Source organism: Polyangium jinanense, from assembly GCF_028435265.1.
Taxonomy (GTDB): Bacteria; Myxococcota_A; Polyangia; order Polyangiales; family Polyangiaceae; genus Polyangium; species Polyangium jinanense.
Genome location: NZ_JAGTJK010000053.1, coordinates 1 through 14533 on the forward strand (window position 1 = coordinate 1; position 14533 = coordinate 14533).

Below are 14533 nucleotides of genomic sequence, written 5' to 3' on the forward strand. Positions count from 1 at the left end.
CTGCGCATCGCGCAGTTCTTCCACCCCGAGTCCAGGGCTTGCCCTGGTTCGGGTCGAGGGGCGAACAGCCCCCGCGGGGCCCGGGGCAGCGCCCCGGCGCGGCGCCTCGCCCTGTCTATCTACCGGGCTTGCCCCGATTTCTCATTCGCTGCCCCCTCCGCGCCGGCGATGCATACACATGTCATGCATCCGCCGAACGTCACCACGATCAGCCCCAGAACGGCGATGAGCGCGACCGTCGAAGGGTGCATCTTGCCCTTGTTCGGATCCACTGGCGCCATTGGCTGCATCGGCTGCGCGCCATACGCCGTCCCGTAAGGCTGCTGCGGCGCCTGCAGGCCATACCCCTGCGGCGTCGCCCCCTGCGGGCCATACCCCGGCGGCGGCTGCGCATGGTATCCCGGCGGCGTCGGGCCCTGCGGACCATACCCTTGCGGCAGCTGCGAATGGTACCCCGGCGGCGTCGCCCCCTGCGGGCCATACCCCGGCGGCGTCGCCCCCTGCACGCCGTAGCCCGAATGCGCAGGCCCCAGCGTCGGGCCCGTCGCATACCCCGTCCCCGCGATCGTCGGCGCCACGCCGCCCTGCTGCACGGCCGGGCCCGGGCCCGGAGGCGCCACCGAGATGCCCGTCCGCGGCGCCACCATCGCCCCGGCCGGCGGGACGGCGACACCCGTGATCCGACCAATCCGCTCGGCGGACACACGCGCCCGCTGCGGCGCGAACGGGACGAGCGCCGCCGCGAGCTCGCCGACGCTCGCGAACCTCCGCGCGGCGTCCTTTTCGAGGCAACGCAGGATCACCGCTTCGAGCGCGGGCGGCGCGTCCGGGCGCAGCGCCCGCAAAGGCGCCGGGGGATCGCCGAGAATGGCGGCATAGACCTCCGGCACGGTCGAGCCCTGGAATGCGAGCTTGCCGGTCAAAAGCTCCTGCAGGATGACCCCGAGCGCCCAGATGTCCGTGCGCGGATCGACGTGCTTCGACGAACGCAACTGCTCCGGCGCCATGTACCCCGGCGTGCCGAGAACGCTCTGGGTCTGCGTCATGTGCTGAGCCTCGGGCGACGCGCCCACGAGCGCCGCCTTGGAGATGCCGAAGTCGAGCACCTTCACGCACGCCGAGCCGTCCGCACGCCGCGTCAAATACAGGTTCGCGGGCTTCAGGTCGCGGTGCACGATCCCCGCGACGTGCGCCTCGGCGAGCGCCTCGCACGCCTGCAGCAGATACTCGACTGCGTCCTCGATCGCGAGCGGGCCGTTTCGCTTTACGTGCTTCGAGAGGTCCGACCCCTCGAGGTACTCCATGACCATGTACGGCTCGCCCGTGTCGAGCGTGCCGACGTCGAGCACGCGCGCCACGTGCTCGCTCTGGATGCGGCTCGCGCTCCGTGCCTCGTTGGCGAAACGCGCGACGAGCTCCTGGTGCTTCAGGGCCTCGGGCTGCAGGAGCTTGATGGCCACGGTGCGGCCGAGGTGCAGGTGGTGCGCGGCGAGCACGACGCCCATGCCGCCCTCCCCGAGCACCCGCTCGATCCGGAATTTTCCCGAGAGGACATCACCGGGGCTCGGCGTGCTCATCGGGCCTCGGACGAGCGATAGAGGCAAACGGTCGCGATCATCGGCGGCATTCTTCCATGCAAGGGCCCTCCGAGCCAAGCGCCTTCGCGCGGGGGGCTTGTGCCACGCCGAGGGCCCATGCGATCCTCGCTTCCATGATCTTCCAAAGGCCCCTCTCCCGACTTCTCTTGACGCTCCCCACCCTCGCCGCGACGTTCGTCCTCGGCCTCGCCGCATGCGGCGACGACACCGACGGCACGACGCCCCCGCCGAAGTACACGCTCGACAACGTCTGCGCGCAAATCGCGCCCCAGCTCTGCGAGGTGCGCAAGACGTGTTGCGAGAAAGGCGATGGCTACGACGAGGCCGCGTGCATCACGTACGAGACCGAAGTTTGCGAGAAGAACGTGGCCGACGTGCAGGCGGGCCTCATGACCTTCGACGGAAACAGCATCGACGCCTGTCTCGTGGCGATGAAGCCCTACGCGGACAAGTGTTTCCTGACGATCCCCGACTACTACAACGCGCCGGAGGACCTCGCGCCGTGCTCGAAGGTCTTCGCAGGCAAGCTGACGGACGGCTCGACCTGCGAGCGCGACGCGCAATGCGCGTCCTCGGTCGAGAAACGTGAGATCGTCGAGTGCGACGACGACACGAAGAAATGCTCGGCGACGCGGTTCCTGCCGCTCGACGCGGCCTGCAAGGTCGAGGCGAACGCAAAGGAAGTCTGCGATCAGGGGCTCTACTGCGATTACGACTTCCTGGCAATGGAAGGTCTGTGCAAGCCGGCGAAGAAGCTCGGTGAGGCATGCACGCCGAGCCCGATCCAGCTCTCGTGTGGCCTCAACGCCTATTGCGACGCAGACACGAAGGTCTGCACCGAGGCGAAGGTCGAGGGCTCGGCCTGCCAAAGCCCACTCGAATGCCAGTCGCTGAAGTGCAACGCGATGGCCTGCGGGCCGATCGATCCGCTCTTCGACGGCGAGCAATGCAAGGGGAGCAGCGCGCCCTGAGCAGCCGCTGCGCCGGGGCGCTGCCCCGGACCCCGCGGGGGCTGTCCGCCCCTCGACCCGGACCAGGCACGGCCTGGACCGAGGGTGGAAGAACTGCGCTCCGCGCAGTTCTTCCAACGGGCCCGTTGGAGACCAGGGACAGCGTGGCGGTCTCGATTGGCAGGGTCGTCGTTGGTCTTGACCTGGCCTGTTCGATGAACTGCGCATCGCGCAGTTCATCGACCCCGAGTCCAGCGCTTGCGCTGGTCCGGGTGCAGGGGCGGATAGCCCCTGCTGGGGCCTGGGGCAAAGCCCCAGCGCAGCGCCTCCCAGATGAGACCCATGCTCAGCGTGCACGATTGGCGCGATCGGATTGGTCGTGGGGACTCGGTCTCGGTATGTTTCCGCCATGAACCGTGACCTCGTCCACCTCCCGTCGGCGGTGCGCGATCGGCTCGCGCGCCTCGGGGCGAACGTCGCTCCTGCGACTGCCGCCGCGCGGGTGCCGCCGAGCGGCGAGCTGAGCACCGAGCAGTTTTTTACCTTCTGGGAAGCGCTCGGGGCGTCGTCGCCGCCCGACGTCGGGCTCCGGTTGGCGGCGGAGACGCAGGTGCACGAGTACGACATCTCGTCGCTCGCGGCGCTGCACTCTCCCGACGTTGGCACGGCCTTGTCCAAGCTCGCCCGCTACAAACGGCTCTGCGGGATGAAGGAAATGGCCATCGACACGAAGGGGATGGAGGTGACGATTCACACGACCTACCTGCACGCGCCCGGACCCATGCCCCCGCGCCTGGTCGATGCCTCGCTTGCCTCGCTCGTCGTGCTTTTGCAACGAGGCAGCGGGCTTGCGCTTGCGCCGAAGCGCGTCGAGCTCTCTCGTGCGCGTAGCGACGAGCCGATGCTGCTGCGCTTTTTTGGCTGCCCGCTGCGGTTTCGCTCGGAGCGCGACGCGCTCGTCCTCGAGGAGCGCCTCCTCTCGACGCCGTTCGTCACGCACAATGCCGATCTCTTGCAGGTGCTCGTCCCCAGCCTCGACCAGAAGCTTGCGCCGCTCGAACAGGCCTCGTTCGTCGAGCAGGTCCGCGTGGTCGTCGCTCGCCGCATGTCGGGTGAGCGGCCGAGCATCGCGAAGGTGGCGCGGGAGTTGTCCCTCAGCACGCGCACGTTCCAGCGGCGCCTGGGTGAGCTGGGGGTCAGCTATCAGCACTTGCTCGACGAGGTCCGGCACCACACCGCGCTGCGCCTCTTGCGCAAGGACGACGTCGACGTCAACGAGATCGCCTTCCTGCTCGGCTTCGACGAGGTCAACTCCTTCACGCGGGCGTTCCGCGCCTGGGAGGGGACGACTCCGAAACGTTGGCGTGATTCGATTCATTTGTGGCGCGATCGGGTTTGAGGGCGGGCGCTTTGCGCACGATGCTTTGCGCAAAGGGAGGACATCATGGACCTGCATCTGAAAGACAAGCGCGCGCTCGTCACCGGATCGAGCTCGGGCATCGGCGCGGAGGTGGCGCGATTTCTGGCACGCGAGGGGGTCGAGGTCGTCGTGCACGGTCGCAATGCTGAACGCGCAGCGGCCGTCGCGAACGAGATCACCACGGCGGGAGGGCGCGCCGCCGTTGCCATCGGTGACCTGTCGACTGCCGAGGGGCTCAGTCGCATCATCGATGCCGCCGAGCGCGCCTTTGGCGGCATCGACATCCTGGTCAACAATGCGGGCGGCTCGACGAACCTGGCCCACGCGTCGTGGTTTGACGCGCCGTTCGAGGAATGGCTCGACGAGTACAAGAGCAACACGCTCCCTGCTGTGCGGCTCGTGCAGGCGTTCGTGCCGGGAATGCGGGAGCGGCGGTGGGGCCGCGTCATTCAGATCTCGTCGCGCAACGCGATTTCACCTCATGCGCAACTCGGTCCGTACGGCGCATCGAAGGCGGCGCTGAACAACTTCACGCTGAGCTTGTCGAAGGCCCTGGCCGGCACCGGCGTGACGTCGAATGGCATCATGCCTGGGCTCATCGAGACGCCCGCGCTCGACGGGTGGTTCCGCGAGGTCGCCGCCAAGCAAGGCTCGACCGATCCTGCCGAAGGACGTGCGTGGGTGTTGAAGAACATGGTGCATCAAACGGTGGGTCGTCTCGGCACGCCGGCCGATATCGCTGCGGCCGTGTGTTTCCTCGCGAGTCCGCTGACGGACTTCATGACGGGCACGACCTTTCGTATCGATGGAGGGGCCACGCCCACGTTGTGACGACGAGGGGAATCCCCCTTTTCCGGTCGCACACCGGGACGTCCCCAACGACGATCGTTCGATGAACTGCGCATCGCGCAGTTCATCGACCCCGAGTCCAGCGCTTGCGCTGGTCAGGGTCCAGGGGCGGATAGCCCCGGTGGGGCCTGGGGCAACGCCCCAGCGCAGCGCCTCCCAATGCTCAGGCTCAAGCCTGCGGCGCCGCGTCGACCGCCTCCAGCGTCACCGGTACGCCATTCAAGATGGCCGTCCCCGTGAGCGGCTCGACGTAGAGATCGTCGGTGATTGCATTCGCGTTTGCGCCGGGCACGCTTGCTGCGACGCGCATCGTGTCGGCTGCCGCCGCGTGCCCGTGCCCGTGCGGCAGGCTCACGACGCCCGGCATCACGTCCTCCGTCACGGCCATTCCTACGACGACCTCGCCCACGCGGCTCCGCACGCGCACGCGCGCTCCCGAGGAAAGCCCAAGCCGCTCCGCATCTGTCGGATGCACGAGCAACATCGAGCGATCTGGCCCCTTCACGAGTGACGGGACGTTGTGCATCCAGGAATTGTTGTTCCGCATGTGCCGCCGCCCGATGAGCACGAGGCCCGCTGCCGTCACCTCGTCGAGGAATCGCTCGAGACGCGGGACATCGGCGAGGATCTCGGGCGGCGCGAGGCAGACCTTTCCGGTCTTCGTGCGCACGCGCTCCCGGAACATGGGCCGGAGCGGGCCGAGGTCGATCCCGTGCTTGGCCTTCTTCAACTTTTCGAGGTTGAGCCCCTTCGAGAACGGGAGGAATCGATCCCCGTACGGGCCCATGCGGAGCAACAGATCGAGATTGCCGTCGGCGCCGAGCTTGTTCAAGAGCCCAACGAACCGCTCGGCGGCAGCACCGAGCGGTGACGGCGAGATACGCTTCCCGAGGACACGCCCCGCGAGCTCCACGAGGATCTCCGCATCGTCCTTCGTATCCGGCGGGGCCTCGATCACGGGTGCGGACCATTTTGCCGTGTTCCGGACCGCGAGCGTGTGGAAGAGCAGATCGTAATGGCTGCGCTCGAGCGCATACCGCGGCGGCAGGACGAGGTGCGCGTGGCGGGTCGTCTCGTTCAGGTAGATGTCGATCGCCACCATGAAATCGAGGTTCGCGAGGGCTTTCTCGATACGCTCCCCATTCGGGACCGAGAGGACGGGATTGCCCGCGACGACGACGAACCCGCGAATCTGCCCGTCGCCGGGCGTCTCCATTTCCTCGGCCATGGTGGTGGCGGGGAGGTTTCCGCCGACCTCGGGCAATCCACGGACCCGAGAACGGAAGCGGCCGGTGCCGCCCATACCGATCATCCGCGCGACCCGCACGACGTCCGCCGCGGGGGTCGGGAACATGGCGCAGCCAGGGCGATCGAAATGGCCGGTGACGATGTTCAGCGCGTCGACGAGATAACTCGACAGCGGGCCGAACGCGCTCGTGGAGAGACCCATGCGGCCATACGCGACGGCACGCGGCGCCTTGGCGAATTCGCGGGCGATGCGGCGAATGACGAGGGCCGGGACGCCCGTCGGTTCGGATACGCGCTCGGGGGAGAAGCGCTTCGCAATGGCCCGGAGCTCGGAGACGCCGTCGGCGATGTCGGAGAGGGCGCCGGCATCGTAAAGCTTTTCGTCGAAGACGACGTGGAGCAAACCGAGGAGGAGGGCCGCGTCGGAGCCGGGGCGAATGAAATGGTGCTCGTCGGCAAAGCCTGTGGTCTCGGTCTTGCGCGGGTCGAAGAGGACGAACCTGCCGCCACGCTCGCGCACGCCGGAGAGCCTGCCGCGGACGTCGCCGAGGGTCATGATGCTGCCACCGGAGGCCGCGGGATTCGCGCCGAAGACGAGGAAATAATCGGTGTGGTCGATGTCGGGGATGGTCAGGCTCGTGGCCTCGCCGTACATCTGGAGGGCCGCGTAAATGCGGGGATTCGCGTCCTGGGAGTTCGAATCGAAGCGGTTCTTCGTGCCGAGGGCCATTCCGAGCAAGCTCGCGCCGAGGATCGCGCCGTGCCCGTGCGCCGCGGGATTGCCGAGGTACATGCCGACGGAATCGGGGCCGTGCTCGCGCTGGAGGGCGGCGAGGCGCTCGCCCGCCTCGGCGAGGGCCTCGTCCCAGCTCACGCGGACGAAGCCCGAGGCGGTGCGGCGCATGGGGTGGCGGAGGCGATCGGGATCCTCCTGGAGCTCCCGCATGGCCGGGCCCTTGGGACAGATGTGGCCCCGCGAGAAGACGTCGTCCCGATCGCCGCGAATGTCGACGACGCGGTTGTCTTCGACGGCGACGCGCATGCCGCACATGGCCTCGCAGACGTTGCACGTGCGGAAATGAACCGTGGCCCCCATGGTGCGCTCCTTGGTCCGGGTCCGTCCGGATGGGGAGGCATCCTACCAAAAAAGGGCGGAGAAGCGGCAAGAGGAGGTCGGCACGTCCGGGCGGACGCTTGGCGCTGGTGCAAGCAAGGGTCCGGACGTCCGGCGAGACGCTTGGCGCTGGTGCAAGCGAGGGTCCGGACGTCCGGAGGGACGCTTGGCGCTGGTGCAAGCGAGGGTCCGGACGTCCGGAGGGACGCTTGGCGCTGGTGCAAGCAAGGGTCCGGACGTCCGGAGGGACGCTTGGCGCTGGTGCAAGCGAGGATCCGGACGTCTGGAGGGACGCTTGGCGCTGGTGCGAGCGGGAGTCCGGACGTCCGGAGGGACGCTTGGCGCTGGTGCAAGCGAGGATCCGGACGTCCGGAGGGACGTTTGGCGCGGGTGCGAAGGGGTGTCGGCGCGCGGGGACCGCTCAGGACCGCCGCATCGCCCGGATCTTGCCGGCGACGACGTCCGCCGTGAAGCCAAACGCCTTGGCGAGGTCCTTGTCCGGCGCGGAGGCGCCGAAGTTGTCGCGGCCGATGACGAGGCCACGCTCGCCGACGAGCGCGCGCCAAGGCAGCGTCGAGCCCGCCTCGATGACCACGCGCGGCGTGCCCGGAGGCAGGACCTCCTCGCGATACGCCTGATCCTGCCGCTGGAACTGCTCGAGGCAGGGCATCGAGACGACACGCACGCGGTCCCCCTCGGCGTCGAGGATCTTCTTCGCCTCCATCGCGAGCCCGACCTCCGAGCCCGTGGCGATGACCACGACAGCCGGCGGGTTCGTGGCGGAGTCGGCGACGACATAACCCCCGCGGAGCATGACCTTCGGATCAAAACCCTCGGGCCGCGGGAGCTCGGGGACCTTCTGCCGCGTGAGCGCAAGCACCGTGGGGCCCGAGCGGCGAAGGAGCGCATGCGCCCACGCCGCCGCGCACTCGAGGCTGTCGGCGGGCCGGACGACGTCGACGTTCGGGATGAGGCGGAGCGACCAGAGGGTCTCGATCGGCTGGTGCGTGGGGCCGTCCTCGCCAAGGAAGATGCTGTCGTGCGTGAAGACGAAGACGCTGTGCAGCTCGGAGAGAGCCGCCATGCGAATCGCCGGGCGCATGTAGTCGGCGAAGACCAGGAAGGTGGAGCCGAACGGGATGAAGCCACCGGCGAGGGCGAGGCCGTTGACGAAGGCGCCCATCGCATGTTCGCGGACGCCGAAGTGAACGTTGCGGCCGGAGAAGTCGCCCTTCTGGAGGGCCGGCGAGCCCTCGATGTAGGTCTTCGTGGAGGGATTCAGATCGGCCGAGCCGCCGACGAGCGAGGGCACGAGGGCCGCGGCGCGCTGCTCGACGATGCCGGCGCTCTGGCGCGTGGCCGCGTCCTTGCGAGGCGCAGCCTTGACGAGCTCGTCGAAGAGGTTTTCCGGTACCTCGCGGCGGATGAGGCCCTGGTAGAGGGACGCAGCCGCGGGGTCGCTCTGCTCGAGCGCGCGGAAGGCCTGTTTCCAGGCGTCGTGCGCCTTGCGGCCTTCGTCGGCACGGGTCGCGAAGATCGCGCGGACGTCGTCCGGAATCAGGAAGGTAGGCTCGGTGGGCCAGCCGATGGCCTTCTTCGTGGCCTCGACCTCCTTGGCGCCGAGAGGCTCACCGTGCGCCTTGGAGCTGCCCGCCTTGCCCGGCGAGCCATACGCGATGGTCGTGCGCGCAACGATGAGCGAGGGGCGCGCCGGCTCAGCGACGGCCGCATCGAGCGCGGCGCGGATCTGCGCATGATCGTGGCCGTCGATCCTCTGGACGAACCAGCCGTAGGCCTCGTACCGCTTGCCCACGTCTTCGCTGAACGCGAGGTCGGTCTTGCCATCGATGGTGATGTGGTTGTCGTCGTAGAAGAAGACGAGGTTCGAGAGGCCGAGGTGCCCCGCGAGGCTCGAAGCCTCGGCCGAGACGCCCTCCATGAGGTCGCCATCAGAAGCGATGCCAAAGACACGCGCCGTAGCGACGCCCGTCTTCGCGCCGAAGCGCGCCTCCATCATCTTGAGCGCAGCGGCCATGCCGACGGCGGTGGAGATGCCCTGGCCGAGGGGTCCGGTGGTGACCTCGACCCCGGGCGTCATGTGGACCTCGGGATGCCCCGGCGTGCGCGAGCCAAGCTGGCGGAAGCGCTTGAGCTCGTCGAGGGAGAGGTCATACCCCGCGAGGTGAAGCAGGCCATAGAGGAGCATCGACGCATGGCCCGCCGAGAGGACGAAGCGATCACGATCAGGCCAGTTCGGGTCCTGAGGGTCGTACCGCAGGTGCCGCGTGAAGATCTCGAACGCGATCGAGGCAAGCCCCATGGGCGCGCCGGGATGGCCCGAATTCGCCTTCTCGACGGCGTCGACCGCGAGCATCTGGATCGTGTGGACGGCCTTCGTAACTGTCGACTCGTCGATGTGCATCGGATCCTCCGCGCGCGTCTCTAGGCGAGATCAGCTCAGAAGGAAAGCGAGCCAGCTGGCAGGGCGGGATCTTGCTGCCCAGGGCGTAGCGCCGGGGTTTCACCCCGGACCCCGACCAGGGGTTGTCCACCCCTGGACCCGGACCAGCGCAAGCGCTGGACCCGGGGTCGATGAACTGCGCAACGCGCAGTTCATCGAACAGGCCCGTGGCAAGACCAGCGACGACGTTGCCCGTCAAGACCGCAGCGGGGGCGTGTCGACTCGAGGCGAGCAGCGCTGCCGTCTTGGTTGGCAACGCCGCTCGTGGTCTTGCCCAGGGCCCGCTGGAAGAACTGCGCATCGCGCAGTTCTTCCACCCCCGGTCCAGGCCGTGCCTGGTCCGGGGTGCAGGGGGCGGACAGCCCCCGCTGGGGTTTGGGGCAACGCCCCAATCTCTCCCCTCAGGCCGACGCAGCTTGCGCTGGACGATCCTGGATGGGCGGGGATGCGAAGATGTCTGCCTGGCTCTCGCTCGGCGGCGGAAGCTCCACGTAGCCGCGGAACTGGGCGAGCATGTTGAAACGGCGGGACATCCAGCCGGGGATCACGAGGGCGTAGGTGCGGGCGAGACGGCGCGGGTCGTCGAGTGTCCGCAGCATCGCCTGGTAGGTCACCTCGCCGTAGGCGGCTTTGAAGGCCGCGGCTTGTTCGGGACGGGAAACCCAGTTCATCACGCCGGGACGATCGGCTTCGGGGTGGAACTGGACCGACTCGACGCCGGCGGTCACGTCCAGACCGAGGATGGCGCGACCTTTGGACATGCCGTCGCGGCTCTCGCGGGCGAGGAGGGAGCCGCCGAGGGATTCGAGCAGGCGCTCGTCGAGGTCGACGGCTTCCCAGCTTCGGTGCTCGAAGGCGAAGAGACGGTCGCCGAAGGGGCGGAGGAGCGGGTGGGCTTGGCCTTCGGGCGTCGTGTAGATGGGCATCACGCCGAACTTGCGCTCGGTGCGGGGCACGACGGCGGCCAGACGAAAGTGCCGCACGACCATCTCGAACGAGTAACAGATGGCGAAGAGCGCGCTCTGGGTCTCGCCTCCGCGGATGGCCGAGTCGACCACGTGGTCCAGGAAGCCTGAATAGTCTGTGACCCAGGGCATCCCGTCGCCGTCGTAGGGGGATCCGGGGCCGCCGGTCGAGATGTACAGGTCGTAGTCGCGCGGGACGGGGTTTTGTGTGTCGCGCGGCGAGACTTCGCCGAGCACGCACTCGAGGCCCGGGTTGTGACGGCGGACGCGGTCGAAGAATGTGGACACGATGCCTCGCAGGCACCGCATCGCCTGGTTGACATGCCCGTTGTTCATGTCGACCAGGCAGATCCGCAAGGGGAGCAGTCGGGGCTCTCCGCTCACGTGCACCAACCTCCGGCCTGGGGAATTGCGATACGACCCATCACGCGCGTGACCTCAGCATCTTCCCCCTGCGTCGTGATTGTCGTAGCACGAAGGCTGAGCGCCGAAAAGACAGCATTTCTGTCACTTTCCACGCAGACTCCAAGCGACCGACCGCACGACCGGATCTCCGGATTGCGCTGCAGTTACAGCGGATTGGCGTGCCTGAGACGGGGCGAAGCGAGCGAGCGAGCGGAGCGCGGAGACGCGTAGATCGGTGCTCGCGTTTTCCTGGGTCGCCAGGGTCTCCGCGAGGGTGATGGCGCGGGCTCGTTCGCCGCCCTGCGCGACGCGGACGTAGGCGCCGAGTGCGCGGGCGCGGATCAGCTCGGAAGCCGTCTCGTCGATGACGAGCGCGCGGAGCTTGCTGGGCGCGGTGGCGCCGGCGATGCGGATGGCGAGGGCCTCGTAGTCGCCTTTGCCGTGCGCGCACCAGACTGCGCCGAGGACACGTTCGAGGGCACCGGGCTTCGCCGGGAGGGGCTTGTTCGGGCGGCGTGTGGCCGCGAGGGCGAAGGGGGGCTCGGGCGCGAGGGGCGACGGAGGCGCGGCGACCTTCTTGCTGGAGGGCGGGAGCGGAGGCGCAGGCTGACCGCCTTCTTCGAGGATGCCGCGGTAGAGCGCGCTGCCGTGGAGGACACGCTTCTGCGCTTCGGTCAGATCGGTCGCGCCGTAGGCGATCGGGAACATCGTGTTCGTGACGTCCGGGCAGTTGTCGGGGTTCGACTGCATCACGGACGTCGGGCACTCGACGGTGTCGCTGAGCGGATCGGTCTCCTCGATGGAGAACTCGGTCGTGTGGAAGAGGCCCGAGAGGTGACCGACCTCGTGGCGGAGGACGGTCGCGTCGTACTCCGGGTTGCCCGAGGGCATGTACGCGACGCCGCTCATGGTGGTCCCGTGGAGCGTGGTGCTGCCCGGGATGCCGCCCGCGACGCCGATGGCCTGGCCGAACTCGGAGCCGAAGCTGCCGATGACGAAGAGGTTCAAGGCCGGCGCGTCGCCGGCGCCCGCCGAGGAGGCGAGCAGGTTCCGGTACTCGTCGTAGTTGTCGACGCTCGTGAAGCTCGCGTCGAGCGGCAAGAAGGTGACCTTGCCGAGGCCGAGGCCCGCGTAGTCGACGAACATGTCGGAGAGGACCTGGTTCACGTAGTTCTGCGTGGTCGAGTTCGGCGCGAGGAAGACGTTCACGTCGACGACGCCGCCGTGGAAGAGGCCGTCCTTCGTGCGGCGGATCCACACGTCGACGTGCGCGCTCGTGACCGAGCCGTCGTCGTCGCCGAGCGCGATGCGCCACTGGCCTTGCTGCATGGGCCAGGCGTTCGCCGCGTCGGACTGCGGGCTTCCGCCGCCGACCCAGCCGTAGTTCGCGAACGCGAGGGTCGACTTGTTCGGCATCGCGTAGTTGAAGATGACCGACTCGCCCGAGGGAGGACGGAGGCGGTTGATGCCGACGACGTCGTTCACGTTCGCCGTGCCGACCACGACCGTGAGGCCGAGCGCGCGGTCGGGGACCTCGAAGGGCTGGAGCGAGTTCAGCGCGATGTCGCCGACGTCGATGTGCTCGAGCGACTGGAGCTCGCTCGGCCCCGCGCCCACGCCCGAGCCGCCCGCGCCCGTGCCGCCCGCGCCACCCGCGCCACCCGCGCCCGCGCCGCCCACGCCGGGGCCTGCGCTCCAGGTCTCGCCGCCTTCGCCGCCGGTGCCTTGGGTCTCCGTGCGGGTCGTCGCGCCGCACGCGGCGAGCGTGACGAGCGCGATCGCGGCGAAAAAGGAGGACCGGACAAGGCCGGCAGACGAGGCTCGAAGGGAAGCCGAGAGCGAACGGAAGGCGGTAGGGGCAAGCATCTTGCGATTCTAGCTTGCGCCTCCTTGGGGTAGAAGCGGGCGCGTGCAGAGCGTCGATCCGGCGGCGACGGGGACGAAAGGCCGCGAGGAAGCTCCTCCGAAGGCGGGAGGCGGCGCGCGCTCGGCGGCGCTCGTGACCGCGGGGATCGTGCTGTCGCGGCTCGTGGGGCTCGTGCGGCAGCGCGTCATGGCCCACTACTTCGGGACATCGGCCTGGGCGGACATGATCGCGGCCGCGTTCCGCGTCGGCAACATCACGCAGAACCTGATGGGCGAAGGGACGTTGTCCGCGACGTTCATCCCGCTCTACGCGCGGCTGCGCGGCGAAGGCAAAGGCGAGGAGGCGGCGCGGTTCGCGCGGTCGGCGCTCGGGCTGCTCCTCGTGGTGGTGGTGGCGGCGTCGGCGCTCGGCGTGCTGTTCGCGCCGTGGCTGTCGTGGCTCGTGGCGGCGGGGTTCGACGAGGAGAAGCTCGCGGGGACGGCGACCATCGTGCGCATCGTCTTCCCGATGACGGGCCTGCTCGTGCTGTCGGCGTGGGGGCTCGGCGTGCTGAATGCGCACCGGCGCTTCTTCTTGCCGTACGCGGCGCCCGTGGTGTGGAGCCTCGCGCAGATCGCCGCGCTCGTCGTGGCAGGGACGTTCCTCGGGCAGCGGGGCGGCGCGCTCGCCACGGCGCTCGCGTGGGGCGCGTTCGCAGGGGCGTTCTTGCAGCTCGTGGTGCTCTTGCCGGCGGCGCGGAGGCTGCTCGGGGGAATTGCGCCGAGGTTCGATGCGAAGGATCCGCACGTGCGGGAGGCCGCGGCGCGGCTGCCCGGCGCGCTCGTGGGCCGGGGGATCATCCAGATCTCGGGGCTCGTCGACACGCTGCTCGTGAGCTTTTTGGGCACGGGCGCGAACGCGACGTTCGGCTACGCGCAGACGATCTACCTCTTGCCGATGAGCGTGCTCGGGACGGGCGAGGCCGCGGCAGCGTTGCCCGAGTTTTCCCGCGACACGGCGGAGGCCGACGTGGACAAGCGGAACGCGGCCGTCCGCGCGCGGCTCGGCGCGTCGCTCGCGCGCATCGCCGTGCTGACCGTGCCGGCGACGCTCGTGTTCGTGCTGCTCGGCGGGGACCTCGTGGCGCTCTTGCTCCAGACGGGGACGTTCGATCAGGAAGCAACGGCGCGGGTAAAACCGCTCCTCGCGGCGTATGGGTTCGCGCTGCTCGGCAACGCGGCGGGGCGTGTGCTGACGACGACGGCGTACGCGCTCGGCGACACGCGCACGCCGGCGCGGTTCGCGGTGCTCCGGGTCGTCGTGAGCACGGCGCTCGCGCTCGTCTTGATGCGGCCGCTCGGCGTGCTCGGCGTGGTGCTCGGCGCGGTGACCGCGGGCTGGGTGGAGACGTGCGCGATGGGGATCCGGCTGTCCCGAGCAATCGGAGGGCTCGGGCTCGGGGCGATTCGCGCAGGGCGGATCGGGGTGCTCGCCGCGCTCTCCGTGGGCGCGGGCGTCCTCGTGCGGTCGATCCTGCCCACGGCGCTCGCGGGGACGACGATCGGCGCGATGTTGTCGCTCGGGACGTTCGGCGCGGCGTTCGTCGTGCTCTGCCCGCTGCTCGGGCTCTTCGACCCGCGTTCGCTTCTCCGGCGCGCGCGGCGCTGACCTCCTGCA

Annotated in this window: 9 protein-coding genes; 4 read left to right on the forward strand and 5 right to left on the reverse strand. The window is 69.1% G+C overall.

Annotated features, from left to right (window positions below):
* Window positions 1–119 precede the first annotated feature (119 nt).
* Window positions 120–1577, reverse strand: coding sequence for a serine/threonine-protein kinase (locus KEG38_RS45350; RefSeq protein WP_272426980.1), 1458 nt, complete (start codon window positions 1575–1577; stop codon window positions 120–122).
* A 134-nt stretch (window positions 1578–1711) separates the two neighbouring features.
* On the opposite strand from KEG38_RS45350, the gene KEG38_RS45355 reads away from it, so the two are divergent.
* The 3 genes from KEG38_RS45355 to KEG38_RS45365 all read left to right on the forward strand — a co-directional run bounded on the left by KEG38_RS45355 (window position 1712) and on the right by KEG38_RS45365 (window position 4799).
* Window positions 1712–2569 carry a hypothetical protein gene (locus tag KEG38_RS45355; RefSeq protein WP_272426981.1) on the forward strand — a complete coding sequence of 286 codons (858 nt, stop codon included), beginning with the start codon at window positions 1712–1714 and terminating at the stop codon, window positions 2567–2569.
* Between the two features lie 388 nt (window positions 2570–2957).
* Window positions 2958–3947: an AraC family transcriptional regulator gene (locus KEG38_RS45360; RefSeq protein WP_272426982.1), complete on the forward strand. Its 990-nt coding sequence runs from the start codon at window positions 2958–2960 to the stop codon at window positions 3945–3947.
* A 45-nt stretch (window positions 3948–3992) separates the two neighbouring features.
* Window positions 3993–4799 carry an SDR family NAD(P)-dependent oxidoreductase gene (locus KEG38_RS45365; protein WP_272426983.1) on the forward strand — a complete coding sequence of 269 codons (807 nt, stop codon included), beginning with the start codon at window positions 3993–3995 and terminating at the stop codon, window positions 4797–4799.
* Between the two features lie 187 nt (window positions 4800–4986).
* Here KEG38_RS45365 and KEG38_RS45370 read toward each other — a convergent pair whose 3' ends face one another.
* The 4 genes from KEG38_RS45370 to KEG38_RS45385 all read right to left on the reverse strand — a co-directional run bounded on the left by KEG38_RS45370 (window position 4987) and on the right by KEG38_RS45385 (window position 12876).
* Window positions 4987–7161 carry a molybdopterin-dependent oxidoreductase gene (locus tag KEG38_RS45370; RefSeq protein WP_272426984.1) on the reverse strand — a complete coding sequence of 725 codons (2175 nt, stop codon included), beginning with the start codon at window positions 7159–7161 and terminating at the stop codon, window positions 4987–4989.
* Window positions 7162–7600: 439 nt separating this feature from the next.
* Window positions 7601–9601, reverse strand: coding sequence for a transketolase (gene tkt, locus KEG38_RS45375; RefSeq protein WP_272426985.1), 2001 nt, complete (start codon window positions 9599–9601; stop codon window positions 7601–7603).
* A 440-nt stretch (window positions 9602–10041) separates the two neighbouring features.
* On the reverse strand, window positions 10042–10989 hold the full coding sequence (locus tag KEG38_RS45380) for a type 1 glutamine amidotransferase family protein (protein ID WP_272426987.1): 948 nt from the start codon (window positions 10987–10989) through the stop codon (window positions 10042–10044).
* 123 nt (window positions 10990–11112) lie between these two features.
* Window positions 11113–12876, reverse strand: coding sequence for a zinc metalloprotease (locus tag KEG38_RS45385; protein WP_272426988.1), 1764 nt, complete (start codon window positions 12874–12876; stop codon window positions 11113–11115).
* A 43-nt stretch (window positions 12877–12919) separates the two neighbouring features.
* On the opposite strand from KEG38_RS45385, the gene murJ reads away from it, so the two are divergent.
* Window positions 12920–14524, forward strand: coding sequence for a murein biosynthesis integral membrane protein MurJ (murJ, locus tag KEG38_RS45390; RefSeq protein WP_272426989.1), 1605 nt, complete (start codon window positions 12920–12922; stop codon window positions 14522–14524).
* Window positions 14525–14533: the final 9 nt, after the last annotated feature.